The following is a 24,530-nucleotide window of genomic DNA, read 5'->3' on the forward strand; positions in this document are numbered from 1 at the left end:
ACGCCGCCTTCGATCACACCGAATTTACATCTTGACGACGTCGAGCAGCGTCTTCTTGCCTTGCTTGTAGTTGTACAGCGAGATCACGCCGTGCTGCAGGTCGCCCTTCGAGTCGAACGTCGTTTCGCCGATCACGCCCTTGTAGTCGGTCGCCGGCATCGCTGCCAGGATCTTCGCCGGATCGGTCGAGTTAGCGCGCTTCATCGCGTCGACGATGATGTATACCGCGTCATACGTGAACGGCGCGTAAATCTGGATCGGCTGACCGAAGCGCTTCTCGTACTTCGTTTCGAACGCCTTGCCGCCCGCCATCTTTTCGAGCGCCATGCCGGCTTCCGAGCAGACGATGTTGTCGGTTGCGTCGCCGGCCAGGTCCGACAGCTTGTCGGTACACACGCCGTCACCTGCCAGCACCTTCGCGCGCAGGCCGAGCTGCTTCGCCTGCTTGGCGAACGGGCCACCGGTTGCGTCCATGCCGCCGTACATGATCGCGTCGGGATTTTCACCCTTGATCTTCGTCAGAATCGCGCGGAAGTCGACGGCCTTGTCGTTCGTCGCGTCGTGCGACACGACGTTCAGACCGAGCGCCTTCGCCGTCTTCTCGAACTCGTTCGCCAGACCCTGGCCGTAAGCGGTCGAGTCGTCGACGATCGCGACGCTCTTCACCTTCATGCCCTTGGCCGCGTAGTTCGCGAGTGCCGGGCCTTGCTGAGCATCGGTCGCGACGACACGGTAGGTCGTCTTGAAGCCTTGCTGCGTGTAGGCCGGGTTCGTTGCCGACGGCGAGATCTGCACGATGCCCGCATCGCTATAGATCTTCGATGCCGGGATCGAGGTGCCCGAGTTCAGGTGGCCGACCACGGCGACGACCTTGTCGTCGACGAGCTTCTGCGCAACCTGCGTAGCCGTACGGGGGTCGGCCGCGTCGTCCTGCGCGTCCAGTTGCAGCGTGACCTTCTGGCCGCCGATCGTCAGACCCTTCGCGTTGATTTCCTCGACGGCGAGACGCGCGCCGTTTTCGTTGTCCTTGCCCAGGTGAGCGATACCGCCGGTCAACGGCGCAACGTGACCGATCTTGACGACCGTGTCGGCTGCGGCCGATGTTGCCAACGTCGCGAACAGCAGAGCGGCAGCGCTGATCGGCAACAGCTTTTGAATTTTGATGTTCATGTAAGTCTCCAGTTTCGGTCAAAACAACGTAATCGCCCTGTGCCCCGCTTCCCCTACACGTGTCGCTCAGTCCCGTGGACGACCACGCCGGTTGCATCGTTCATGCACTTGGCCAGCACGTTTACCGGACTGTTTGTGACAGTTTGGCAAACCGTACTTGCGCGCAAGTGTAGGCCAACAAATTAATTTGCGGGAATTTTTTGAGAAAGTGGGAACAACACTAATAGCGCAGTTCGTACGCGAGCCGCTCGCGGCCTGGGTGAGCGAGCCGAAAAGCCCCAGCCCATGCGGGTTTCCGCTAATTGGGAAGTTTCTCCGCAGGCGCGGATTTAGTCTTTTTCCGGGTTCTGTCACATAAGATTCGAAGGGTTTTTCAACTCAAAAATGTGGCGTGCAGCACAGGAATGTGACAGCGGTAAAAAACTTAAATCAGTCTTAAATCGGCCACGCAATCAACGCATGAACTCGGCGATTCGCGCGGAGGGCGCTCGCCATTCCCGCTCGAGCTGCGTCATCAGTTCAGTCGCGCCGATTGCTTCGGCGCGCCGCGCTTTGCCGCTGCGCCTGCGTCAACGCGTTTTGCACCGGATACGGCGCGGTGCTTTCCGCCGATTCGCGCAAACGTTGCATCAACGGATTGCGGATGCCGCGCGCGTGACGGCCCGTGATCGCGCGCGTCACCGTGGTCGGCGTATCGGACATGCCGCGCACGCGGGTTTTCCATACCTCGGCGATCGCGTTCTCGCGGGTGGTCAGAAATGCGATGCCCATCATCGCGGTTTGCGCGCCGAGCGCGCGTGCCGCGACGATGCCGCGACCGTCCATAATGCCGCCGGCCGCGAGCACCGGCAGCCCGGTCGCGTCGACCAGTTGCGGCACGAGCGCCATCATGCCGACCAGCGCATCTTCGAATACGCCGATGAACGTGCCGCGATGCGCGCCTGCTTCTGCGCCCTGCGCGGGCGACGGCATCGGCGCCCGCATCGCGCCACGCGACACCTTCGGCACATGCGTCGCAGTCCCAACTACATAGCTGCCGCTTTGCATGCAAACGCTCGACGTCAGCCGCCGATAACGGCCCGAACGTAAAGCCGGCGACCGCCCCACGCAATTCGATCAGTGCCTCCAGCTGTGCGCGAAAGTCAGGCGCATAGTGCGCGAGCGGCTGCCGCATCGGCCGCGAAGTCCCCGTCCCGCCTCACTGCAAGCCGGTTCTTTTGATGGCAAACTAATCGCCCGTTGCAGGGCCGCGTGGCCTTGAGCGTTTCGTACACACCGACCTCGCGCGGCGTTCGCGCGAGTCAATGGAGAACAACATGAGCACGACTTCCCGATGGATCGACATCCCGGCCGGCAACGACACTTTCGGCGGCTACCTCGCGCTGCCGAAGGGCGGCAAGGGGCCGGCCGTCATCATCATTCAGGAAATCTTCGGCGTGAACAGCCATATTCGCTCGGTCGCCGATCAGTACGCGCAGGACGGCTATGTCGCGCTCGCCCCGGACGTATTCTGGCGCGTGCAGCCGCGCGTCGAGTTGACGTATGAGGGCAAGGATCGCGAAAAGGGCATCGAACTGATGCAGAAGACCAAAGTCGACGACGCGGTCGCCGACATCGGCGCCGCCGCGGCCGCCTTGCGTGCGCTGCCGGAAGTGACCGGCAAGGTCGCGGCGATCGGCTACTGCTTCGGCGGCCGTCTCGCCTATCTCGCCGCGGCGGCCGGTTCGGTCGACGCCGCTGTCGCCTACTACGGCGGCGGCATCCACAACCATCTCGACAAGGCCGCGAACGTCAAAGTGCCGATGCAGTTCCACTACGGCGAGCTCGACGCGCATATTCTGCCGTCGGACATCGGCCAGATTCAGGAGCGCTTCGCGGGTCGCGCCGACGTGCAATTCAACATCTACCCGAACGCGGATCACGGCTTCAACTGCTCCGATCGTGCGTCCTACAACCAGCACGCGTCGGCATTGGCGCATGGCCGCACGCTGACGTTCCTCGGCGAGCGGATGTAATTCGCGGAGCTCACGCATATAGAGTGAGCATCCGAATTCACATCAGTCACGTCGGCGCTCAACTCAGGTACTCTGTGGAAGACGGCGTGTCAGCCGACACGCCGTCTTTTCACATGCGCGACGCCGAGCGGAGCAAACGCGAAATCGAGCGAAACGACGCTGTCGCGCGTGCATGGCCGGCCGCAAATTCGACGCAGCATGCCAACCGACCGCGAGGGCTCAACCGACGTGCTATCAGACTATCTCGCTCATGACGCCATCGGCCTCGCCGAACTCGTGCGCACACGCCAGGTTAGCGCGCGCGAACTGATCGACGTCGCGATCTCGCGCACCGAGGCCGTCAATCCGGCCATCAACGCAGTCGTCCTGAAGGACTACGATGCGGCCCGCCAGCGCGCGTCACGCGACGACGCAAATCGCGCGAAAAGCGTCGACGGTGTGAACGGAACGGAGAACTCCTCCGCTCACGCCGCGCTCGCCGGCGTGCCGTTCCTGATCAAGGATCTCGGCGCGCCCGTGGCGGGGCTGCGCATGGCCATGGGCAGCCGACACTACCGCCACTTCATTCCGACGCAGGACGCGCCGGTCGTTGCGCTCGCGAAAGCGGCGGGTCTGAACATCTTCGCAAAGACCAGCACCTCAGAGCTCGGCCAGATGCCTTATACGGAGCCCGAACTATTCGGCGCGTGCCGCAATCCGTGGAATCTCGATCACACGCCGGGCGGTTCGAGCGGCGGCGCCGCGGCGGCGGTCGCCGCCGGCGTGGTGCCGCTCGCGCATGCGTCGGACGGCGGCGGCTCGATCCGGATTCCGGCGTCATGCTGCGGACTGTTCGGCCTGAAGCCGTCTCGCGGTCGCGTGCCGCGCGCGGCGCAGGCCAGTGCCGGCGAACTCGGCATCGATCACGCCGTATCGCGCAGCGTGCGCGACAGCGCATTGCTGCTCGACCTGCTGGCGGGCAACGCCGAACGGCCGGCCGGCGCCCCCGGCACCTTTCTCGGCGCGACCCGCGAGCCATGTAAGCCCCTGACGATCGCCTACGTGACCGAGCCGATGCTCGCGCCGTCGTTATCGGCCGATGCCCGCGCCGCGCTCGACGACGCCGCGCAACTCGCGAGCTCACTCGGCCATCGTCTGGAGCCGGTGACGCTCGGCGTCGATTTCGCGGCGGTCCGTCATGCGTTCCTGACGCTGTGGTCGGTGACTGCCGAAGACCTCGTGCTGAACGCGGAGCGCATCACCGGGCACAAGCCGGCGCGCGCCGAGTTCGAAATTTCGACGTGGGCGATGGCGCATGTCGGCCGCAAGATCGGCGAACAGGGGTTGCCGGCCGCGCTCGAAGAACAGCGGCGCATCACCGCACGTCTGACCGATCTGCTGAACCGCTACGACGTGCTCTTGTGCGCGACGCTCGCGTCCGCGCCGATCAAGATCGGCGAGATGCGGCCGAGCTCGGTCGAGCGCATGCAGATGCGCGCGGTCACCACGATGCCGCTGGAACGATTGATGAAGAGACTGCTGTTCGAAGCGTCGAACAAGGCATTCGCGTGGGCCGGCTGCACGGAGCTGTTCAACCTGAGTGGCCAGCCGGCGATGTCGGTGCCCTTGTACTGGAACGCGCGGGGGCTGCCGATCGGTGTGCAGTTCGCCGCGCGTGTCGGCGGCGAAGCGACGCTGTTCAGACTCGCCGCGCAACTCGAGGCGGCACGGCCGTGGTTCGACAGGCGCCCGCCATTGATGAAAGCGCGCCGCTAAAACATCCAGCGGCGCGCTGCAATCCGCATGCGGCGCAAAACGCCACGATGCACGCAGTCGCGGGATGCGCAGCAATGTCGCCGCGCATCCCGCGCAAAGCCTGCACATCGAACACAGGCTCGATCAGGTCTTCTTGTTATAGGCGCTGCACCAGCCCGTGGCCGCGACCTGTTTGCCCGCGAACATCGGGCAGCCGCCGTAGGCATCGCCTGCCTTGCCCTGGAAGAAGCTGCAGTTGCTGCATTGCTGGCCCGGCTGGAATTTGGCGAATTTCGCCTTGTCGACCTTGCTCGCGTCCGCCTTGTAGCCAAGCGCCTGCGCGGTCGGATCGGTTTCGGAGACTTTCGGCGCGTCGGCGAACGCCTGGCGCGACAGTGCGAGTGTCGATGCCACACCGATGCTGGTGATCAAAAACGTACGACGGGAAGATCTCATGGGGACTCACTCCATTTATATTGGAATCAACGCCGTTCTGATGACAGCGTTCGCCAAGGATAGCAACGAAGCCGTCTCCGGTGATATTCCAAATGCTGGAGATAAGCAGTTCGGTACGGTGTAACCGCGGCTTTACGCGCGCCCCGCCAGCTCGCAGACCCGCTGCGCGATCGCCAGCGATGCCGTCAGACCCGGCGACTCGATGCCGAACAGATTGACGAGCCCCCGCACGCCATGCGCGGCCGGCCCCTGAATCACGAAATCGGCGGCGGGTTCACCAGGACCTGAAAGCTTCGGACGAATCCCCGCGTAAGCCGGCTGCAATGCGTTATCGGGCAAGGCCGGCCAGTACGCGCGAATCGCCGCATAAAACGACTCCGCGCGACGTGGATCGACGTCGTAATTGATCGCGTCGACCCACTCGACGTCGGGACCGAAACGCGCCTGGCCGCCGAGATCGAGCGTCAGATGCACGCCGAGGCCGGCCTCGTTCGGCATCGGATAAATCAGGCGGCTGAACGGCGCGCGCCCCGAGATGCTGAAGTAATTGCCGCGCGCGAAGTAAAGCGGCGGCACGTGGCGCGGGTCGAGCCCGCGAATCTTGCGCGCGAGCGCGTTCGCATGCAGACCCGCGCTGTTAATCACGCAGGCGGCGCTGATCGTGGTCGGCGCCGCACCGCCGACCGCGATCGTGAAGCGGCCGTTGTGAGCCTCGATCGCCTCGACCGGCGCATGAAACGCGTACACGGCGCCGTCGCGCTCGGCATCGCCTTGCAGCGCGAGCATGTACTGATGACTATCGACGATCCCCGTCTGCGGCGAAAACACCGCCTCCACGCATTCGAGCGCCGGTTCGAGCGCCTGCGCCTGATCGCCGGTGATGCGCATCAGGTCGAGCACGCCGTTGTCGCGCCCTTTGGCCATGATGCTTTCGAGTTGCGGAATCTGGTTGCGCGACGTCGCGACGAGCAGCTTGCCGCAGCGCGAATGCGGCACGTTGCGCTCGGCGCAGTAGTCATACAGCATTTCGCGGCCGCGCACGCACAGCGTCGCCTTCAGCGATCCGCGCGGATAGTAGATGCCCGCGTGAATCACTTCGCTGTTGCGTGAACTCGTGCCCACGCCGATCGCGTCGGCGGCCTCCAGCACGATCACTTCGCGCCCGCGCGCCGCGAGAGCGCGCGCCGTCGCGAGGCCGATCACGCCGGCACCGATCACTACACATTCGATTTGATCCATATCCGTTGACGCGGCGCATCGCGCCGCGCGCTGCCTCGTTCAGCCGATGGAAGGAAGACAGGAACGGCACCTCGCCGCCGCGTTCCGTTCATTGTCGAACGTATCTGTCCGCTGGGTCTGCTTATGTCTTTTTATCACCCCCACGGAAAATTGTACGACTCGGTACAGACAGAACTGACAAACGCTCGTGCGCATCGACCAGGTGATGGCGGCCCAAACTGGCTTGATCCGACGATCCACGTCGAAAACAGCAACAATTGCCGTTGCATTCACCACACACATTGTACGAATTGCCGCGACAGCCACCCGAATGACGAAAAGCGGGAGTTTGGTGCAAAAAACCGGCCGAAAACGTCAAAATCCGATCGGTTTTCGCCGGTTTCCGTAGCCGAGCCGGATATCGGCGGGTTCGATCCGGTCGCGTCCCGCGATGCGCGCCGCGCCGAAGCCGTTCAGGATCGCGCGGCGCATCTCGCGCGGCGATGCCCGCTTGAGCGCATCGAGCGTCGCGTCGCCGAGCGACTCAGGAAAGCGCAGGCCCCAGTTGTGCGCGCCGCGGATTTCGTCGTAGATCGACTGCGCGATGCGTCGCGCGCCGGCGTGGTCGGGCGGCGGGATCTCGTAGACGTTCATGCGGTTCAGGAGCGGCTCGGGGATCGCGCGTTCGTCGTTGGCGGTCGCGATCCAGATCACGTTGCCCGCATTAATCGGAATCTCGGCGAACTCGTCGACGAAGCTCTGGGCGGTGTCGTGTTCGAGTAGCGCGTAGAGCGCACCGAGCGGGTCGTATTGCGAATCGCCGGTCGCCTTGTCGATCTCGTCGACGGCGATCACCGGGTTCGCATAACTGCCGTTCACGAGCGCATCGAACACCTTGCCCGGCTTCGCGTTCTTCCATTGCGACGACGCGCCCGACAAAATCCAGCCCGCCGTCAGCGAACTCATCGCGACGTAGTGGTACGCGGTGCCGAGCAGGCGCGCCAACTGCTTCGCGAAATGCGTCTTGCCGATGCCGGGTTCGCCAAGCAGCAGGATCGGCATCAGTTCGAGCCGATCCTCGGTTTCGAGGCACAGCGCGACCTGCTTGCGAATGTCGTCGAGTGGTGAGGAAAAATTGGGCAGTGCGTCGATCAGATCGTCGATCGATGGCATCCGGTTCGGTTTCACGCAGAAGCGCAGATTGCCGGTTTTCAGCATCTTTTCGTAGGTGGCGCGCAGCGCCTCGTTCGCGCCCTCGCCGAGACCGTTCAGCGCGCTTTCGACCTCATCGAGGTCATACACCCGGCTGAACGAGGCCACGGCGATTTCCTGTTTGACCATTGCTGTCGTCATCGCTCACCCCGTCTGGCTGATCCTGCAGCGGCGGCGCCTTGTGAGCGCCGATTCCAGTCCAGTGTAGCGAGGACACAAACGCGTGCAAGCCAGCAGTCGCGCGGCTCTGCTGCTAACCATCGCTGGCATTCCGCGCCTTATCTGGAATGGATTGTTGCTGAACCGGCCCTCGTCGACCGTGTCAGAAATCGTTGCGGCCATCGGGGGTAAGATTGCTCTCTGACCTGCTGCGGCGAGAGGCAAGGCAACCCCGCAACCGACGCGTGAGCGGAGAACCTTTTATGTGGAAAACCAGTATCGTGGCCATGCTGCTTGGCGCTTCGTTGCTCGCCCACGCGCAACAACGGCCGGCGCAGCAGGTCGTGCAATGGCAATTGCAGGTAGTGAAAGATGGCCAGCAGATCGATTCGTTCGACGGCACCACTACCGTCGGCCAGGCGCGCACGGATACGCATCACCAGGTCGTGCAACACAAGGTCGGCTGCAAGGACCAGCCGGCCGGCAGCATCGATCTGTCGCGCACGATCACGGTGTCGCCGCTGCGCGTCGATCCCGAGGGCGTGATGTTTTCGATCGACACGCAGGAAACGCTCGAGGACAACAGCGCGGCGCGCACCGACATCGGCTGCAAGCTGCCGCCGCAGCCGCGCCAGGTGAGCGCGAGCCATCCCGGTCTCGTTGTTCCTCCGGATCAATGGGCGAGCTGGACGATCGTCGATCGCGATCCGAACCTCGTGTACCGCGTGCGCGCAAGCGTCGTGAGCAACGGTGCGAATGCCAACGGTACGAATGGCGGCACGAGCGGCAATGGCGCCGCGACTGGCGGCAACAATCCAAACTGACAGGAACCGCGCGCCTGACCAGCGCGCTCAAACAGAACACGTGGATAACGCGGCATGCGAAACCCAGAAGAATTGATCCGCGAGAGCCTCGCGCCAAACGATTTCGTCGCTGTGAGCTGGAACCTGCACAAGGGCCGCACCCCGCTCGGTTTTCAGGCTTGGCAGGCGATGCAGCGCTGGGTTCAATCGACTCACGCGGACGCGTACTTCCTGCAGGAAGCGATGGCGCGGCGCATGCCGTCGCCGGTATTGGCAAGCAGTTTCGGCGCACCGATGGACGATCCACTGACCGACGTCTGGCACTGTCAGGCAACCGAAATCGCGCGCGCGCTCGAACTCGAAGTCGCGCTCGGCCCTAACGTGTTCAAGCCGTCGTGGCGGCACGGCAATGCAATTCTTTCGCCGCATCCGCTGGATCTCGGCGGCCGCTGGGACATTTCCGCGCACCGCTTCGAGAAGCGCGGCCTGCTGGTCGCGCGTGCGACGTTCGGCGGGCGGCTCGTCACGCTGCTGTGCGCGCATCTCGCGCTGACGCGTCCGGCTCGCTTGCGGCAGATGAACTGGATCGCGCACTGGATCGCGAAGGAAGCCCCGGACGGTCCGCTCGTGCTGGCCGGCGACTTCAACGATTGGCGCAACGACTCGGTGCCGCTCTTTCGCGAGCACGGCTTGCAGGAAGTCGCGACGCTGCTTGGCGAACCGGCGCGCACGTTCCCGGCGTTCTCGCCGGCGCTGTCGCTCGACAAGATGTTCGTGCGCGGCATGCAGCCGGTCGAATGGATCCAGCCGACGCAGGAGACCGCGTGGCTGTCGGATCATTTGCCGTATATGGCGAAGTTGCGGCTGGAGTAAACGTTTTCGGTCATTGCGCTTTCGCCGACGGAAAGCGCGTGCCCCCATCACTCGCGATGCGGTGTCCAGCTCAACGCCGCTTCGATCTCTTCCCCCGGCTGCAACACGCAGCCGCCGACGTGCTCTTGTGTACCAACCGCATTGAAGCAATCGGTCGTATTCGTGACCGGCTCCACGCATAGCTGCGGATCGTTGGCCGGCGCGAACACGACCAGGTGATCGAACGGCGCTTCGGCACGCATCGTCAGCTTGCGGCGCTCGTCGGGCCACGCGATCGTCGCCACGCGCGACCAGTTCGAAAAGTTGTTGTCGAGATCGAACGCGTCGGGCGACATGCCCGCGCGCAGCGCGTCGACGGCCGGATGCGGGCCGAGGTGCGTCGGCAGCACATCGGTGTCGGCGTGCCACATCGCCTGCACGTCGGCATGGATGCGCGTCGCCGCGGTGCGCGGATAGTACGGGTGATGGCCCATGCCGAGCGGCATCGGCCGATCGGCGAGATTCCGCGCGGACATCGTGATGTGGAGCGCGCCGCCGCGCAACTCGATACGCTGCCGCGCGCGATAGCGAAACGGCCAGTCGCCGGTCACGCTCGCATCGGGCTCGTGCTCGAAGTGCAAGTCCACCGCGCTTTCACTGCGCGCGCCGACGCGCCACGGACGACGCCACGCGTTGCCATGCAGCGCGTGAGCGAAATGCGGGTCGTTGCCGCCGAGATCGATCGTCGCGCCGTCGAACGCGAAGCGCGCATCGCGAATCCGGTTGCAGTACGGGAACAGCGGGAAGCTCGCCATGCGCAGCGGATCGCGCGCTTCGAACGCTTCCGGCAGCGCCGGCCGCAGCCAGTGCAACGCACCTTCCGGCGTGACCTCGTAGAACGCCGCGAGCGCGCCGCCAATGTCCGGCGCGAGCACCGCGCGCAATGCGCCGGCGGACAATGTAACGAGGCGCGCGACAATCGCGGGATCGTCGAGCCACGACAGCTGCGCCGCCGATCGGGTCACGGCATATGCCTCGCGCGGCGGGGCAGGATTCAGGGAAACGTCGCGCATAGTCAGACGAGGCGAAACCGCGAGCGGAAAGCGGCAACAGAAACGTGCATTCAGATCTCCTTTGATGTGCCGCGCACCCCGCGGCCGGCGCACTACGGCAGTCGCCCCGAGCGAGAATCGCACGACATCGCACCAATGGTCAATATTATTAGTAATAACGTCGCTCAAAAACGGGCAGTAACGGAGCGTAAGCTCAATTCCCAAATGGCGGGTTAGCGCGCGTTGCCGCGCGCATATTATTAGTGGTACCGTCAGCAGCATGATGCCACTGGCATTCCCCTGCTTCAGCGCCGCCTCAACGCGGCCCGCACAATGAAAAAATCGACTCAACGCCGTCCCACCATGACCGACATCGCCAAGCTCACCGGCGTGTCGCAATCCACCGTCTCGCTCGTGCTCAACAACGCGGCCGGCGCGAAATTCTCCGAGACAACCCGCAATAAGGTGCTGAAAGCCGCGCACGACCTCGGCTACCGGCTGTCGCTGCGCGAACCGGTCGCGGCATCGAGCGACGAGCGCAATCTGATCGTCTATCTGGCCGACGAAATCTCGACGAGCCCTCATCCTGTCGTCAACATCGACGGCGCGCGCGACGCTGCATACGCGAGCGGCAAGATGCTCGCGGTCTACTCGACGCACGGCAACGCCGACATCGAAAAGCAGGTACTCGATACTGTTCTCACCAATCCGCACGTATTCGGCGTGATCCACGCGACCGTCTACACGCGCAAGGTCGCGCCGCCGGCCGCGCTGTCGCAGGTGCCGACCGTGCTGCTGAACTGCTACACCGGCGACACCACGTTTTCGTCGGTGGTGCCGGCCGAGGTCGCGGGCGGCCATCTGGCGACCGAGTATCTGCTGCAAGCCGGCCACCGGCGCATCGGCTACATCAACGGCGAACCGTGGCAGGACGCCGCGAAAGACCGGCTGAAGGGCTACCGCACCGCGCTCGCGACCGCCGATCTGCCGTTCGCACCCGAGTTGGTGCGCGACGGCGACTGGAGTTCGGGCCTCGGCTTCGAGCTAACGCTGTCGCTGATGCGCGAAGCCAATCCACCCACCGCGATCTTCTGCGCGAACGACCTGACCGCGATCGGCGCGATCGAGGCGCTCAAGCAACTCGGCTTGCGCGTGCCCGAGGACGTGTCGGTGCTCGGCTACGACGACCAGGAAATCGCGCGTCACACACACCCGCCGCTGTCGACGGTGGTGCTGCCCAACTACGAACTCGGCCGCTGGGCCGTCGAGACGCTGCTGCAGGAAGAGCACAACCGCGCGGCCGGCGCACCGGTGCGCCATCGCACGGTGAAGCTCGACGGACCACTGGTCGAACGCGCCTCGGTCAGGGTAATTACCGAGGCGAAACCGGCGACAATTAATATTATTAGTGATTGACCGATAATAATTCCGAGTGGAATAATCGGCACGTCGGGTCGGGAAGAACGCGCACCGGTGGGTCATAGCCAACCGCATCCTCGCCGTTGAAACAGCGCCGGGTCCCCGGCTGGGCAAAGACAATCCCGAGCAGCACAAAAAATACACCGTCCACCGGTTACTGGAGGAAGACATGGCGTCGCTCATTACGCAGTCGCGCATGCACGCGCGCAAGCAGCAGATTCGTCCGCTCGCAGCTTCGCTGCTGGCTCTGGCAATCGGTGTCGGCGCGGTGGCCGCGCATGCCGACGACGCGTTGCCGAAGCTCGCGACCAAGACCCCGTTGAAGGTCGGCTTCGCGCAGACTGAAAGCAACAACCCGTGGCGTCTCGCGGAAACCAGGAGCTTCAAGGACATCGCCGCGAAGTGCGGCTGGCAGGTCGTGATGACCGACGCCAACGGCTCCAACTCCAAACAGGTCTCCGACATTCAAAGCATGATCGCCCAGCACGTCGATCTGCTGGTATTCCCGCCTCGTGAAGAAAAACCGCTCGCGCCGGTCGTGCTGCAGGCGAAGAAGGCCGGCATTCCGGTGATCCTCGTCGACCGCAACGTCGACCAGTCGGTCGCGAAGGCGGGCCGCGACTACATCACGTTCATCGGCTCGGACTTCATCGATCAGGGTCACCGCGCCGCCGACTGGCTGGTCAAGGCGACGGGCGGCAAGGCGAAGATCATCGAGCTGGAAGGCACGACGGGTGCGTCGGCCGCGAACGATCGCAAGAAGGGCTTCGACGAAGTGATCGCGAAGAATACCGGCATGACGATCATCGCGTCGCAAAGCGGCGACTTCGCGCGCGACACCGGCCGCAAGGTGATGGAAACGCTGTTGCAGGCGCATCCGGACGTGACCGCCGTGTACGCGCACAACGACGAAATGGCGCTCGGCGCGATCGCCGCGATCAAGGCGGCCGGCAAGCAGCCGGGCAAGGACATCCAGATCGTCACGATCGATGGCACCAAGGGCGGCATGGACGCGATCGCGGCGGGTGAGCTCGGCGCGAGCGTGCAATCGAGCCCGTTCTTCGGCCCGCTCGCGTGCGACGTCGCGCAGCGCTATGCGAAGGGCGAAAAAATCCCGACCTGGGTCAAGGTATCCGACCGCTTCTACGACAAGGAAAACGTGCAGCAGAACATGCAGTACGGCTATTGATCGCAAGCATCGGGATGTGCCCCGGGGCGGTATGTTCCCGGGCACTCCCTTCAGCGTTGTAGCAGGAAGTCACCCGCCTTCTATGAATGTCTCCTCGTCGGGCGGGTGGCCGGAAGGCTTCGAAGCGACGCGCCCGTGACCGACGGACCGTCGCTTCGCTTTTATGCGGGCGTAACATGGGCCGGGCGCGCTGGAGCGGCTTGACCGCGTCGCCAGCAACAGCGCAGTCGGCAATATCGGCAGCATCCGCATCAGGAGAACTCCCGTGACGGAATCTGGCAAAGAGACGCCACCCTCCCCCCATTCCCGTTCGCCGCTGCTCGAGATGCAGGACATCGGCATCAGCTTCGGCGGCGTGCCCGCGTTGCGCGGCGCGAATCTGAGCGTGGCAGCCGGCGAAGTGCACGCACTGATCGGCCAGAACGGCGCCGGCAAATCGACAATGATCAAGATCCTGACCGGCGCCTATCGGCGCGGCACGGGCAGCGTGCGGTTCGAAGGCCGCGAGGTCGATTTCCGCACGCCGAAGCAGGCGCGCGAAGCGGGCATCAGCACGATCTACCAGGAGATCAACCTGGTGCCGCTCCGCTCGGTCGCGGAAAACATCTTTCTGGGCCGCGAGCCGCGCCGCTTCGGTCTGATCGACTGGCGCACGGTGCAGCAGCGCGCGGCTGCGCTGCTCGATTCGTTCGGTTTGCAGATCGACGCGAAAAAGCCGGTCGGCCGATACTCGACCGCGATCCAGCAGATGGTGGCGCTTGCGCGCGCGGTTTCGTCGGACGCGAAGATGGTGATCATGGACGAGTCGACGTCGTCGCTCGACGAGCGCGAAGTCGAGCTGCTGTTTACCGTCGTGCGCAAGCTGCGCGACGACGGCCGCGCGGTGATCTTCGTGTCGCACCGGCTCGACGAGTTGTACGCGCTGTGCGATCGCGTGACCGTGATGCGCGACGGCCAGACGGTCGCGCAAAGCACGATGGCCGAGATGGACAAGCTGCAGCTCGTCACCACGATGCTCGGCCGCTCGCTCGCCGCGGTCGTGCAGGACGAGCCGGCCGCGCGCGAAGCGAATCTCGCGAAGCGCGGCAAGCAGGTGATCGGCGCTACGCAGCTCGGCGCGCCGCCAAAGGTCAACGGCGTATCGCTCGACGTGCACGCGGGCGAGGCGGTGGGTCTGGCCGGCCTGCTTGGCTCGGGCCGCACCGAAACGATGCGGCTGATGTTCGGCGCCGATCCGCTGGCGCAAGGCTCGCTCGCGATCGACGGCGAGACGGTCGCGCTGAAATCGCCGCAGGACGCCATCGCGCGCGGCCTCGCGTACCTGACCGAAGACCGCAAGGGCGAAGGCATCGTCCCCGAACTGTCGGTGCGCGACAACCTGACGCTGGTCTGCCTGCGCACGCTCGCGAAGAACGGCATCGTCGACGTGAAGAAGCAGCAGGCGATCGTCGATCGCTTCATCGCGTCGCTCGGCATCAAGCTGCGCTCGGCCGATCAGCCGATCCGCGAACTGTCAGGCGGCAATCAGCAGAAAGTGCTGCTCGCGCGCTGGCTTGCGGCCGAACCCGCGCTGCTGCTGCTCGACGAGCCGACGCGCGGCATCGACGTCGGCGCGAAAGCCGACGTCGCGAAGATCGTGCGCGAGTTGCGCGACGCGGGGCTCGCGGTGCTGCTGTCGGCCTCCGAGCTCGAAGAGCTGACCGCGGTCGCCGACCGTGCGGTGGTGATCCGCGACGGCCGCACGGTCGCCGAACTGAACGGAGCCGAGATGAGCGAGACCGCGATCATGGATGCGATCGCCTACGGCAGCGAGGGTCAATCGGCGCTCGCGCAAGCCGCGCGATCGGCACACATCGAAGACGCGCTGGAGGGCGACCGTCATGGCGCTTAAGCTGCATTCCAATCCGCTGCGCGGCGAGGCGCCGGCAGCCGCTGCGCAGGGCGCCGACACCATGATGCAATCGACCGATACGCCGCCCGCACGGTCCGCGAGCACCGTGCAGAAGTGGCGCCATCTCGCGATGCAGCGCGAAGTGATCGTGCTGCTCGGGATGGTGCTGTTCAACCTGATCTTCACGCCGCACTTCTGGTCGCTGCAGACCTTCAACGTGAACATGACGCAGGTCGTGACGATCGTGATCGTCGGCATCGGCATGACGCTGGTCGTGGCGACCGGCGGCATCGATCTGTCGGTGGGCGCGTCGATGGCGATTGCGGGCGCGCTCGCGCCGATGCTGTTCCTTAACATCGCGGGACCGCTCGGCATCGCGCTCGCGTTCGTGCTGCCGGTGTTGGCGGCCGCCCTGTGCGGTGTGTTCAACGGCCTGCTCGTCACGCGATTATCGGTGCAGCCGATCGTCGCGACGCTCGTGCTGTTCATCGCCGGACGCGGCATCGCGCAGGTCGTCACCGACGGCAGCCTGCAAGCGTTCAACACGCCAGCCTTTCAATGGATCGCGCTCGGCAAGATCGCGGGCGTGCCGTTCCAGGTGCTGCTGATGCTCGCGCTGGTCGGCGTATTCGTGTGGGTCGTGCGCAAGACGCTGTTCGGCCAGTATCTGCTGATCACCGGCGGCAACGAGAAAGCCGCGTATTTGTGCGGCGTGCCGACCGCTGCCGTCAAGATGATCGCGTACACGCTGTGCGCGGCGCTCGCGGGCCTCGCGGGGCTGATCTCGATCTCGGTGAATTCGTCGTCGGACGCGAACGTCGTGGGGCTGGGCGTCGAACTCGATGCGATCGCGGCGGTCGCGGTCGGCGGTACCGCGCTGACGGGTGGCAAGGCGTATATCGGCGGCACGCTGATCGGCGCGCTGATCATCCAGTTGCTGCGCTATACGCTGCTCGCGCACGGCATTCCCGATGCGGCCGCGCTCGTCGTGAAGGCCGGCATCATCGTCGCGGCGGTCTATGTGCAGCGGCGCTCGCGCTGACAACCTTTTGCGGATCCGATGCGATGAAAAAGAATCTTCCCATCCTGCTCGCGCTCGCGGCGCTCGTCGTGTTTGGCCTCGTGCGCTATGACCACTTCGGCTCGGCGTACAACATCACATCGTTCTGGCGCTACAACTCGATGTTCGCGCTGATCTCGATCGGCATGGCCTTCGTGATCATCACGGGCGGCATCGATCTGTCGGTCGGCACGGTCGCGGCGCTCGCGAGCGTGGTCGCCGCGCTGACGAGCGTCTACGGCGGCTGGGTCGCGGTGCTGGCGGGCTGCGTGGCCGGCCTCGCGGTCGGCGTGCTGAACGGCATCATCATCACGCGGCTCAAGATCCTGCCGTTCATCGTCACGCTCGCGACGAGCCTCGGCGCGCACGGCGTCGCGCTGTTGCTGGGCAAGAACGACGCGGTCTCGATCGCGGCCGATTCGAACTTCGGCAACTTCGGTCAGGGCGACCTGTTTGGATTACCGATTCCGGGACTGGTCGCACTGGTCGCCGCGGTGGCCGGCTGGCTCGCGCTGCGCAGCACGCGCTTCGGGCGGCACTCGCTCGCGATCGGCGGCAGCGAAGAGGCCGCGCGGCTGATGGGGCTGAACGTCGACCGCACGCTGGTGATGGCCTATGCGGTCAGCGGGCTGCTCGCCGGCATGGCGGGCGTGATTCTCGCCGCGCAGTTCGGCGCGGGGCAGCCGAACGAAGGCGTCGGCTGGGAGCTGTTCGCGATCTCGGCGGTCGTGCTCGGTGGCACGCTGCTGACCGGCGGCGAAGGTTCCGTCGCGATGACGATCGCCGGCGTGCTGCTGCTCGGCCTCGTGTTCAATCTGCTGAACTTCGAGAACGGGCTCGGCTTCATCAGTCTGTCCGCGTACTGGCAATCGGTGATTCGCGGCGTGTTCCTTCTGCTCGTGATCGTGCTGCAGGCGCGCGTGTTGAAACAGCGTGAAAAAAGGCGGGCGGCGGCGGCGTGAGCAAGCAGCACCCGCGAATTGGCGTCATCGATGCCATCGGACAGATTTTGCTTATTTGACTGAGGCTTGCCGCTACAATCGCCGCCCCCGACCCATATCTGTGTACCGATAGACCCGCCGTGAAACCGTGTGACCGTGACGTGTCCCCGACGCGTCAGGACGTCCCCGATCGTCGTCCTCGGTTTCCTTATTGATTGTTCGTGCGCAACGTCCAGACCGTCGCGGTGTTGGTGGCGTCGTCCACCGCCGTGAACTGCAGGTGGCGGTTGCTATCGAGGCCGAAGGCGAGGCCGAACGCCGAGCCCGGCGAAGGATCGACCTGCAATTGGGCGACGAATTGTCCGTCGACGGTGAACTCGACGATTTCGCTGGGCTGATTCGGGTCGGGGTTGACCGCGTCGCCGTTTGCGGTGATGAGATGCCCGTTGGGTGCGAGTGCCAGCGCAAGCGGACCGTGCAGATGCTTGTTGTCCTGGTAAATCATCCGGCCGACGCCGCCATCGTGATTCGCGCCCGCGGCGCCATAGATGGCGAACACCGCGTTGTCACCGGTCGAGGCGACGTACAGCACGTCATGAGTTGGGTCGTATGCCAGTCCGGTCGGGCCGACCACCAGTGCCGCCGGATCGGTGCGGTGCAGATAGCCTGAGGCGATGATGGTCGAGCTAGGCAGCATCTGAACGCCGTTCTCCCCGATCGCAAGATCGATCCGCGCGACCTTTCCGTTCAGCACATCGGAGACGAAGACCCGGACGAATTGCCCCCCGTCGATCACGGTGAGATCCCAGGGGCCGTCCAGCAGCTTCTTATCTTTCAGTTCCGTGACGAGCCCGCCTTGCGGATTGATGACGAGCAGCGAGCCCGGAGGGACGACGTTCTTGCCATCCGTTGTCGGCACATTGCCCACCAGCACGAAGCCACTTCGGAGCACCGCGAGCGCCGTCGTGAGGCCGAGATTGCTTCCCTGGAAGAAGGTCACCGGATTGCTATTGGACACGAGCTTGACGATCGTCGTACCGGTTCCCTGCAGGTTCGACTGCGCATTGAAGTTCGACACCACCACATCGCCGGGTTTGAGCATGCTCCAGGACGGCACGCCGAAAGGCACGAACGCCATGCCATACGGATTGACATCCCCGTTGGACGGAACGGTCGACGAGGTCACGGACTGCGGCGGCAAAATCACCTGCTGCGCCCCGGCCCCGACCGCCCCCAACGATAAAACCAGCAGACCGGCTCGACACACCGCACGACGTAAGCGGCGCGATGCGCGTGCCCGTATCACCAATCCGTTGAAGTCTGCATATGAACCGAATGCAGACATCGCACGAGAAGTTTCCATTTGACACCTCCTACTCGCAGGGGCGGTCGCAGCCGCCAGGACGAGTCGCGCAGCCCACCGCACTGCCTTGCTTCGCGCGACTCGCGTCCTGCGTAAACGAGGTGACGTAAGGCGTATTCCCCCAAAAATCGCGCCGTGCAACCGGTAGCCGAACGCGAGGCGATCCCGATGGCGCCGGGACGGTTCCGCCCCATTTGCCAGCCTTACTAGCAAGGTCAATGCTGCAGCGCACGCCGCGTTTGGGTATCATCTTGAAATTGTTGCCCACGCGGCGCGTTGCTTTCACGCCTGCCGGACAGCCAATGGCAGCCGCCCTGCGCGGCGTTCGCCGAATCGCCGTACCCCGCTGAAGCACGGCCGCACTCACGCCAACGTACTTCGCGGCGCCAGCAAGCCGGCGCCGCCGCTTCCCGGTTTGGCAACCCGCTTTACCACGCTCGAGCGCCGCGCTGCGGCCCCGCCCGGCGGGCACGGTAAAATGCTGGATTGCGCGGGAGTCCCGACCACGGATCAGCGCAGCATCGCCCTTGCCGTGCCGGCCGGCTCAGACGACTGGCCGCCTTTGTTTTCGCACTATCCAAGAAGCCATGAGCAACCTGAATTCACAAACCGTCCTGAGCGTCCATCACTGGACCGATACGCTTTTCAGCTTCACCTGCACGCGCGATCCGTCGTTCCGCTTCGAAAACGGCCAGTTCACGATGGTCGGCCTGCAGGTCGACGGCAAGCCGCTGCTGCGCGCCTACAGCCTCGCGAGTGCGAACTACGAAGAACACCTCGAATTTCTCAGCATCAAGGTGCAGGATGGTCCGCTCACGTCGCGTCTGCAGCATCTGAAGGTCGGCGACGAAGTGCTGATCGGCAAGAAGCCGGTCGGCACGCTGGTGGCCGATAACCTGCTGCCGGGCAAGACGCTGTGGCTGCTGTCCACTGGCACGGGCCTCGCGCCGTTCATGTCGATCATCAAGGATCCGGACATTTACGACCGCTACGAGCGCGTGGTGCTCACGCACACCTGCCGTTTCGTCGACGAACTCGCGTACAAGGAATACATCACCGAGCACCTGCCGGCGCATGAACACCTCGGCGAGCTCGTGCAGGAAAAGCTGCTGTACTACCCGACCGTCACGCGCGAAGCGTTCCAGAACCGCGGCCGCATCACCGAGCTGATCGAAACCGAAAAGCTGTTCGCCGACCTCGGCGTGCCGGGTTTCTCGCTCGAGAACGACCGCGTCATGCTGTGCGGCAGCCCGCACATGCTGCGCGACACGCGCAAGCTGCTCGAAGACGCCGGTTTCAAGGAAGGCAGCAACAACGAGCCGGGTCATTACGTGGTCGAAAAGGCCTTCGTCGGCTAAACCGTCATTCCCTCTCGCGGCCCACGCGCCGCGAATTCCACAAAAGGAGCCTCCGGGCTCCTTTTTTGTTGCTCCGTTACAAATTGCCCCCCGCTAAATCACCTTCGCTGTCAGAATTCCTCTGACACGGCGGACGCATGACAAACATCAAGTAATTTCTACAAACCACGCGCTAACCCTTGGTGCGACTGCTTTTTTAATCTTTTTGGGATATCATCGCGCCGCGAGATCAGGCGAATTCATGCACTGAACATCGTCAACCCGAGTTGTTACTGAATGTAAATTTCGTTACGTTGGGCCATCGTGTTTCATCCGACGCGAAACCTCGTGATTCGTAGGCGCTGATTTCGTCTGCGCGCCCGCTTCGCTGTCCACTCCGCTTCCTGAGAGGGAAATTCATGGATACGTCGACTGCCGTCCCGTTCAACGCTGCGCTGGCCTCGGCCGCCCAGCGTGATGGCTTCGACATGCCGTCGCACGCCGCGCGCGAGATCGAGCGGCTGCGCGCGCGGGTGCGCGAGCTGTCGGCCGAACTGGTCGACGCGCAGGAAAGCGTACGCCGCCACGTCGCGCGCGAGTTGCACGACGGCGTCGGCGCCGAGCTGACCGCGACGCGCTTCGCGCTCGCCGGCATCGAAACCTGGCTGCCCGCCGACGCGCCGCCGCAATGCGCGGCCGCGCTGGCAGTCGCGAACCGTTCGCTCGACGCCGTGCACGCGGCGAGCCGCGAGGCCATCGCGCAACTGCACGCGCCGTCGTTCGAGACGGGCCTCGCCGGCGCACTGAAGTGCTGGGTGCGCGACTTCTCCACGCGCACCGGCTTGCGCACCACCTTCGCCTGCACCGACGACGCGCGCCTTGCGCGCCTGCCCGCCGATGCCGCGCTCGCCGTGTTCCGCGTCGCGCAGGAAGCACTGAACAACGTCGCGAAGCACGCACGCGCGAGTTGCGCCGATGTGCGCCTCGAAACGGGTGCGCGTCATCTGAGGCTCATCGTCAGCGACGACGGCATCGGCCTGCCGCGCGGCGCGCGCGAACGCGGTGGCCAGAAAGAACCAGGCGCTCATTTCGGCCTCGCCGGCATGCAGGCGCGCTGCGCCGCATTCGACGGCACGTTGCGGGTCGGCGCGCGGCGCGCGCGGGTTGGTCGCGGCGAGGACGGCGGCACTCGCAGCAACGGCGCCGTCGCCCCGCGCGGCACCTTGATCCAGGCCCGCTTCGCGTGGCACGCGCTGTTGGCAGCCACCGCCTCGCGCGCCGCCCGGCGCGCGCTGCAATCGTGAGCACGCGACCATGAGCCTGCGCATCCTGATCGTCGAAGATCACGCGGTGGTCCGCCAAGGCGTTCGCCAGCTGCTGCTCGATCGCGGCGTCGCGCGCGAGGTCGCCGAGGCGCAAAGCGGCTCCGAAGCGCTCGACTCGGTCGTCCATCACAGCTTCGACGTGGTGCTGCTCGATATCTCGCTGCCCGACATGAATGGCGTCGAGGTGCTCAAGCGCCTTAAGCGCAAGGCGCCGCGCGTCGCGGTGCTGATGTTCTCGATGTACCGCGAGGACCAGTACGCGGTGCGCGCGCTCAAGGCCGGCGCGTCCGGCTATCTGTCGAAGACGGTCGACGCCGCGCAGATGATCGGCGCAATCCAGCAGGTCGCCGCGGGCCGCAAGTACGTGAGCCCCGAGATGGCCGAGGCGCTCGCCGACTACGTGTCGTTCGACGGCGAGCAGTTGCCGCACGAAAAGCTGTCCGATCGCGAGTACCAGACGCTGTGCATGCTCGCGTCGGGCAAACGGCTCACCGATATCGCGGCCACGCTGTCGCTGTCGGTGAAGACGGTCAGCGTGTACCGCACGCGGCTGCTGGACAAGATGAAGCTGCGCAACAACGCCGAGCTCACGTTCTATGTGATGAGCAACCGCCTCGTCGATCTGAATCCCGCGATGGCCGGCTAGGCGAGCAAGCGCCACCTCCCGTGCCTGCGGCCTTGTGCCGCAGTCGCCCGACCCGACCGCGGCGCCGACGCAAACGAAGAAATTCCGTCCCCGTCCATCGGCTATTCAGTGAAAGCTTGACTGCCGCCGGCTCGCGGCACCGCAAGACCACGCCGAAGCCCCCTCCTGGCGGGAGTTTCCGCCCATCGCCCTAATCCACGAAGTGCCGCCTTGAACCGGCCCAGTGGCACGCATCCGCTAGAATTGCGGGTTTTCCCGACATTCGGCGCGCAACACGCGTGCACCACTGGAGACCCACGCCAATGTCCCTGTTTCGCAAAAAGAGCGTCGAGCACATGCTTGCGGCGAGCGCTCAGACCGCCGGCCTGAAAAAGGCGCTCGGCGCACTCGACCTGACTTTCCTCGGCGTCGGCGCGATCATCGGCACCGGCATCTTCGTGCTGACCGGCACGGGCGCCTTGCAGGCCGGCCCCGCGCTGATGATCTCGTTCGTGATCGCGGCGATCGCCTGCGGCTTCGCCGCGCTCGCCTATGCCGAATTCGCATCGACGATTCCGGTCGCCGGTTCGATCTACACGTACTCGTACGCGACGCTCGGCGAGCTGGCCGCGTGGATCATCGGCTGGGACCTGATGCTCGAGTACGGCCTCGCGACCTCGGCGGTGTCGGTCGGCTGGTCCGGCTATCTGCAGTCGCTGCTGTCGGGCTTCGGCGTGTCGCTGCCGATGGCGCTGACCGCGGCCCCCGGCGCCGTCCCCGGACAGGAAACGCTGTTCAACCTGCCCGCCTTCCTCGTGATGATGGCGATCACCACGCTGCTGTCGGTCGGTGTGCGCGAATCCGCGCGCATCAACAACATCATGGTGGCGATCAAGGTCGTGGTCGTTCTGCTGGTGATCGGCGTCGGCGTGTTTCACGTCACGCCGGCCAACTGGCACCCGTTCATGCCGCACGGCTGGAGCGGCGTGTTCGGCGCGGCCGCGGTGATGTTCTTCGCGTTCATCGGCTTCGACTCGGTGTCGTCGGCGGCGGAAGAGGTGAAGAACCCGAAGCGCGATCTGCCGATCGGCATCATCGCGTCGCTCGGCGTGTGCGCGGTGCTGTACGTGGCCGTGGCCGCGGTCGTCACCGGCATCGTGCCGTCCGAGAAGTTCATGGGCATTTCGCACCCGGTGTCGTACGCGCTGCAGCTCGCGGGGCAAAACTGGGTCGCGGGCTTCATCGACCTCGGCGCCGTGCTCGGCATGCTGACCGTGATTCTCGTGATGGCCTACGGTCAGACGCGCGTGATCTTCGCGATGTCGCGCGACGGCCTGCTGCCCGCGAAGCTGTCGAAAGTGCATGCGCGCTTCGCGACGCCGTTCTTCACAACGTGGCTCGTCGGCATCTTCTTCGGCCTGATCGGCGCGCTGGTGCCGCTCAATGTGTTGGCTGAACTGATCAATATCGGCACGCTCGCGGCATTCTCGATGGTGTCGATCGCGGTGCTCGTGCTGCGCAAGACCCACCCCGAGCTGCCGCGCGCGTTCCGTTGCCCGGGCGTACCGGTCGTGCCGGTGCTCGCGGTCGCATCGTGCCTGTTCCTGATGCTGAACCTGCAAGGCATCACGTGGGGCGCGTTCCTGATCTGGCTCGCGATCGGCATGGTCGTCTATTTCGGCTACTCGCGCCGTCATTCGAAACTGGCAAAGTAAAGCGCCGTTTTCGACGAGGCCGCGCCAATGAGCTGAATGCTCGCGAGCGCGGCATCGCTTTCCGCTGATCTATCGAAGCGCCCCGTCATGCCCTGCAGACGGGGCGCTTGTCTTTGCGGCGTCCCGTTCCGTGGCCCCCATCTTCTCTACGTGCGCTCGCGCGCGCCGACACACTTCCCCTCATAGCGCGTCCGCGCGATTTGTGCTTTACTTTTCGGCAGACTCGTAAAACCCGCAGCACCCTCATCGGACCTCGCGAACCGCAGTCACTCGCAGTCGAAGCAAAAGCAGGGGCAACAACAATCACAGGTCCGGTCTCACCCACAGCAACTATCTTGCATGGGATCGTGGTCAGCGTGGAGGCGGGGATCGATACGCCGAAGCGCTCGCTCCGATCAATCGCGTTTAAACCGCATGGGACCGCGGTAAGCGCTAAAGCGCTAACCGCGGTCGACAAAGGAGACAGCTTCATGGCGATCAGCATCAGTCTGACGGTCAATGGCGCACCCGTGAGCGCCTCAGTCGACCCTGGCACCCTGCTTGTCCAGTTCCTGCGCGATCAACTCCGTCTGACCGGCACCCACGTCGGCTGTGATACCGCGCAATGCGGCGCCTGCACCGTGCATCTAAACGGCCGCGCGATCAAGTCCTGCAACATCCTCGCCGCGCAAGCCGATGGCGCCGAAGTCACGACCATCGAAGGGCTCGCGCCCAATGGCGCGCTGCATCCGATGCAGGCCGCGTTCAAACACTGCCACGGTCTGCAATGCGGCTTCTGCACGCCGGGCATGGTGATGAGCGCGGTGTCGCTGGTGCAGCGTCAACCCGATCTGACCGGCGACGAAGTGCGCGAACAGCTCGACGGCAATCTGTGCCGCTGTACCGGTTATCACAACATCGTCAAGGCCGTGCTCGAAGGCGCCGCGGGTATGAAGGCGTCCGCAGCATCGAGCGCAAATGCCGGCGCGAATGCCACCGGCGCAACCGCCTGAGG

Annotated in this window: 21 protein-coding genes and 1 pseudogene; 15 read left to right on the top strand and 7 right to left on the bottom strand. The window is 64.7% G+C overall.

Annotated features, from left to right (window positions below):
* Positions 1–24 precede the first annotated feature (24 nt).
* Together QFZ94_RS29350 and QFZ94_RS29355 are read right to left on the bottom strand one after the other, a co-directional pair.
* Positions 25–1,170 carry a branched-chain amino acid ABC transporter substrate-binding protein gene (locus tag QFZ94_RS29350; RefSeq protein ID WP_429461191.1) on the bottom strand — a complete coding sequence of 382 codons (1,146 nt, stop codon included), beginning with the start codon at positions 1,168–1,170 and terminating at the stop codon, positions 25–27.
* A 452-nt stretch (positions 1,171–1,622) separates the two neighbouring features.
* Positions 1,623–2,347, bottom strand: a pseudogene (locus QFZ94_RS29355) (NAD(P)H-dependent flavin oxidoreductase); the annotation flags it as partial.
* Positions 2,348–2,486: 139 nt separating this feature from the next.
* Here QFZ94_RS29355 and QFZ94_RS29360 point away from each other — a divergent pair.
* Positions 2,487–3,185, top strand: coding sequence for a dienelactone hydrolase family protein (locus tag QFZ94_RS29360; protein ID WP_013088117.1), 699 nt, complete (start codon positions 2,487–2,489; stop codon positions 3,183–3,185).
* Positions 3,186–3,383: 198 nt separating this feature from the next.
* Positions 3,384–4,940, top strand: coding sequence for an amidase (locus tag QFZ94_RS29365; RefSeq protein ID WP_429461194.1), 1,557 nt, complete (start codon positions 3,384–3,386; stop codon positions 4,938–4,940).
* A 123-nt stretch (positions 4,941–5,063) separates the two neighbouring features.
* On the opposite strand, the gene QFZ94_RS29370 is transcribed toward QFZ94_RS29365, so the two are convergent.
* Complete coding sequence (locus QFZ94_RS29370) at positions 5,064–5,375, bottom strand: high-potential iron-sulfur protein (protein ID WP_368583269.1); 312 nt, start codon at positions 5,373–5,375, stop codon at positions 5,064–5,066.
* On the opposite strand from QFZ94_RS29370, the gene QFZ94_RS29375 reads away from it, so the two are divergent.
* Entirely contained in the window at positions 5,374–5,499 is a 126-nt protein-coding gene (locus QFZ94_RS29375; protein ID WP_368583268.1) for a hypothetical protein, read from the top strand. The genes QFZ94_RS29370 and QFZ94_RS29375 overlap by 2 nt on opposite strands.
* 8 nt (positions 5,500–5,507) lie before the next feature.
* On the opposite strand, the gene QFZ94_RS29380 is transcribed toward QFZ94_RS29375, so the two are convergent.
* Together QFZ94_RS29380 and QFZ94_RS29385 are read right to left on the bottom strand one after the other, a co-directional pair.
* Positions 5,508–6,614 carry an NAD(P)/FAD-dependent oxidoreductase gene (locus tag QFZ94_RS29380; protein ID WP_368583267.1) on the bottom strand — a complete coding sequence of 369 codons (1,107 nt, stop codon included), beginning with the start codon at positions 6,612–6,614 and terminating at the stop codon, positions 5,508–5,510.
* 354 nt (positions 6,615–6,968) lie between these two features.
* Positions 6,969–7,946, bottom strand: coding sequence for an AAA family ATPase (locus QFZ94_RS29385; protein WP_429461197.1), 978 nt, complete (start codon positions 7,944–7,946; stop codon positions 6,969–6,971).
* 281 nt (positions 7,947–8,227) lie between these two features.
* Here QFZ94_RS29385 and QFZ94_RS29390 point away from each other — a divergent pair, with 281 nt between their 5' ends.
* Positions 8,228–8,788 carry a hypothetical protein gene (locus tag QFZ94_RS29390; RefSeq protein WP_429461199.1) on the top strand — a complete coding sequence of 187 codons (561 nt, stop codon included), beginning with the start codon at positions 8,228–8,230 and terminating at the stop codon, positions 8,786–8,788.
* A gap of 54 nt (positions 8,789–8,842) precedes the next feature.
* Complete coding sequence (locus QFZ94_RS29395; protein WP_176109779.1) at positions 8,843–9,640, top strand: endonuclease/exonuclease/phosphatase family protein; 798 nt, start codon at positions 8,843–8,845, stop codon at positions 9,638–9,640.
* A 47-nt stretch (positions 9,641–9,687) separates the two neighbouring features.
* Here the strand turns inward: QFZ94_RS29395 and QFZ94_RS29400 are convergent, their stop codons facing one another.
* Positions 9,688–10,692, bottom strand: coding sequence for an aldose 1-epimerase (locus QFZ94_RS29400; protein ID WP_429461201.1), 1,005 nt, complete (start codon positions 10,690–10,692; stop codon positions 9,688–9,690).
* Positions 10,693–11,034: 342 nt separating this feature from the next.
* Here QFZ94_RS29400 and QFZ94_RS29405 point away from each other — a divergent pair, with 342 nt between their 5' ends.
* From QFZ94_RS29405 to QFZ94_RS29425, 5 genes are all read left to right on the top strand, one after another.
* Positions 11,035–12,087, top strand: coding sequence for a LacI family DNA-binding transcriptional regulator (locus QFZ94_RS29405; protein ID WP_429461203.1), 1,053 nt, complete (start codon positions 11,035–11,037; stop codon positions 12,085–12,087).
* Between the two features lie 172 nt (positions 12,088–12,259).
* Complete coding sequence (locus QFZ94_RS29410) at positions 12,260–13,279, top strand: ABC transporter substrate-binding protein (protein ID WP_429461205.1); 1,020 nt, start codon at positions 12,260–12,262, stop codon at positions 13,277–13,279.
* Between the two features lie 325 nt (positions 13,280–13,604).
* Positions 13,605–15,170, top strand: a complete 1,566-nt coding sequence (locus QFZ94_RS29415) for a sugar ABC transporter ATP-binding protein (RefSeq protein WP_429461951.1) — start codon at positions 13,605–13,607, stop codon at positions 15,168–15,170.
* 61 nt (positions 15,171–15,231) lie between these two features.
* Positions 15,232–16,212: an ABC transporter permease gene (locus QFZ94_RS29420; RefSeq protein WP_410850752.1), complete on the top strand. Its 981-nt coding sequence runs from the start codon at positions 15,232–15,234 to the stop codon at positions 16,210–16,212.
* A 23-nt stretch (positions 16,213–16,235) separates the two neighbouring features.
* Entirely contained in the window at positions 16,236–17,192 is a 957-nt protein-coding gene (locus QFZ94_RS29425; RefSeq protein WP_429461207.1) for an ABC transporter permease, read from the top strand.
* A 187-nt stretch (positions 17,193–17,379) separates the two neighbouring features.
* Here the strand turns inward: QFZ94_RS29425 and QFZ94_RS29430 are convergent, their stop codons facing one another.
* Positions 17,380–18,516 carry a hypothetical protein gene (locus QFZ94_RS29430; RefSeq protein WP_429461953.1) on the bottom strand — a complete coding sequence of 379 codons (1,137 nt, stop codon included), beginning with the start codon at positions 18,514–18,516 and terminating at the stop codon, positions 17,380–17,382.
* Positions 18,517–19,121: 605 nt separating this feature from the next.
* Between QFZ94_RS29430 and QFZ94_RS29435 the strand changes: the two genes are divergently transcribed.
* The 5 genes from QFZ94_RS29435 to QFZ94_RS29455 all read left to right on the top strand — a co-directional run bounded on the left by QFZ94_RS29435 (position 19,122) and on the right by QFZ94_RS29455 (position 24,528).
* Positions 19,122–19,892 carry a ferredoxin--NADP reductase gene (locus QFZ94_RS29435; protein ID WP_018436901.1) on the top strand — a complete coding sequence of 257 codons (771 nt, stop codon included), beginning with the start codon at positions 19,122–19,124 and terminating at the stop codon, positions 19,890–19,892.
* Between the two features lie 398 nt (positions 19,893–20,290).
* The gene (locus tag QFZ94_RS29440) at positions 20,291–21,175 is read left to right on the top strand and encodes a sensor histidine kinase (protein WP_429461209.1); all 885 of its coding nucleotides are present in this window, start codon (positions 20,291–20,293) and stop codon (positions 21,173–21,175) included.
* A gap of 10 nt (positions 21,176–21,185) precedes the next feature.
* Positions 21,186–21,842 (top strand): response regulator transcription factor RqpR, encoded by a 657-nt coding sequence (rqpR, locus tag QFZ94_RS29445; protein WP_176109785.1) that lies wholly within the window; start codon positions 21,186–21,188, stop codon positions 21,840–21,842.
* A 302-nt stretch (positions 21,843–22,144) separates the two neighbouring features.
* The gene (locus tag QFZ94_RS29450; protein ID WP_429461211.1) at positions 22,145–23,536 is read left to right on the top strand and encodes an amino acid permease; all 1,392 of its coding nucleotides are present in this window, start codon (positions 22,145–22,147) and stop codon (positions 23,534–23,536) included.
* Between the two features lie 470 nt (positions 23,537–24,006).
* Complete coding sequence (locus QFZ94_RS29455; protein ID WP_368583258.1) at positions 24,007–24,528, top strand: (2Fe-2S)-binding protein; 522 nt, start codon at positions 24,007–24,009, stop codon at positions 24,526–24,528.
* Positions 24,529–24,530 lie beyond the last annotated feature (2 nt).

The sequence above is a fragment of the Paraburkholderia sp. JPY465 genome (assembly GCF_050436725.1).
In the GTDB taxonomy this organism is placed as follows: Bacteria; Pseudomonadota; Gammaproteobacteria; order Burkholderiales; family Burkholderiaceae; genus Paraburkholderia; species Paraburkholderia youngii.

Excerpts from the sequence above, each read along its gene's own strand:
- QFZ94_RS29370 (WP_368583269.1), bottom strand. The coding sequence starts at position 5,375 with ATGAGATCTTCCCGTCGTACGTTTTTGATCACCAGCATCGGTGTGGCA.
- QFZ94_RS29375 (WP_368583268.1), top strand. The coding sequence starts at position 5,374 with ATGGGGACTCACTCCATTTATATTGGAATCAACGCCGTTCTGATGACA.
- QFZ94_RS29425 (WP_429461207.1), top strand. The coding sequence starts at position 16,236 with ATGAAAAAGAATCTTCCCATCCTGCTCGCGCTCGCGGCGCTCGTCGTG.
- rqpR (WP_176109785.1), top strand. The coding sequence starts at position 21,186 with ATGAGCCTGCGCATCCTGATCGTCGAAGATCACGCGGTGGTCCGCCAA.
- QFZ94_RS29395 (WP_176109779.1), top strand. The coding sequence starts at position 8,843 with ATGCGAAACCCAGAAGAATTGATCCGCGAGAGCCTCGCGCCAAACGAT.
- QFZ94_RS29380 (WP_368583267.1), bottom strand. The coding sequence starts at position 6,614 with ATGGATCAAATCGAATGTGTAGTGATCGGTGCCGGCGTGATCGGCCTC.
- QFZ94_RS29440 (WP_429461209.1), top strand. The coding sequence starts at position 20,291 with ATGGATACGTCGACTGCCGTCCCGTTCAACGCTGCGCTGGCCTCGGCC.
- QFZ94_RS29450 (WP_429461211.1), top strand. The coding sequence starts at position 22,145 with ATGTCCCTGTTTCGCAAAAAGAGCGTCGAGCACATGCTTGCGGCGAGC.
- QFZ94_RS29390 (WP_429461199.1), top strand. The coding sequence starts at position 8,228 with ATGTGGAAAACCAGTATCGTGGCCATGCTGCTTGGCGCTTCGTTGCTC.
- QFZ94_RS29435 (WP_018436901.1), top strand. The coding sequence starts at position 19,122 with ATGAGCAACCTGAATTCACAAACCGTCCTGAGCGTCCATCACTGGACC.
- QFZ94_RS29405 (WP_429461203.1), top strand. The coding sequence starts at position 11,035 with ATGACCGACATCGCCAAGCTCACCGGCGTGTCGCAATCCACCGTCTCG.
- QFZ94_RS29455 (WP_368583258.1), top strand. The coding sequence starts at position 24,007 with ATGGCGATCAGCATCAGTCTGACGGTCAATGGCGCACCCGTGAGCGCC.
- QFZ94_RS29360 (WP_013088117.1), top strand. The coding sequence starts at position 2,487 with ATGAGCACGACTTCCCGATGGATCGACATCCCGGCCGGCAACGACACT.
- QFZ94_RS29420 (WP_410850752.1), top strand. The coding sequence starts at position 15,232 with ATGATGCAATCGACCGATACGCCGCCCGCACGGTCCGCGAGCACCGTG.
- QFZ94_RS29400 (WP_429461201.1), bottom strand. The coding sequence starts at position 10,692 with ATGCGCGACGTTTCCCTGAATCCTGCCCCGCCGCGCGAGGCATATGCC.
- QFZ94_RS29430 (WP_429461953.1), bottom strand. The coding sequence starts at position 18,516 with ATGTCTGCATTCGGTTCATATGCAGACTTCAACGGATTGGTGATACGG.
- QFZ94_RS29365 (WP_429461194.1), top strand. The coding sequence starts at position 3,384 with ATGCCAACCGACCGCGAGGGCTCAACCGACGTGCTATCAGACTATCTC.
- QFZ94_RS29350 (WP_429461191.1), bottom strand. The coding sequence starts at position 1,170 with ATGAACATCAAAATTCAAAAGCTGTTGCCGATCAGCGCTGCCGCTCTG.
- QFZ94_RS29410 (WP_429461205.1), top strand. The coding sequence starts at position 12,260 with ATGGCGTCGCTCATTACGCAGTCGCGCATGCACGCGCGCAAGCAGCAG.
- QFZ94_RS29385 (WP_429461197.1), bottom strand. The coding sequence starts at position 7,946 with ATGACGACAGCAATGGTCAAACAGGAAATCGCCGTGGCCTCGTTCAGC.
- QFZ94_RS29415 (WP_429461951.1), top strand. The coding sequence starts at position 13,605 with ATGCAGGACATCGGCATCAGCTTCGGCGGCGTGCCCGCGTTGCGCGGC.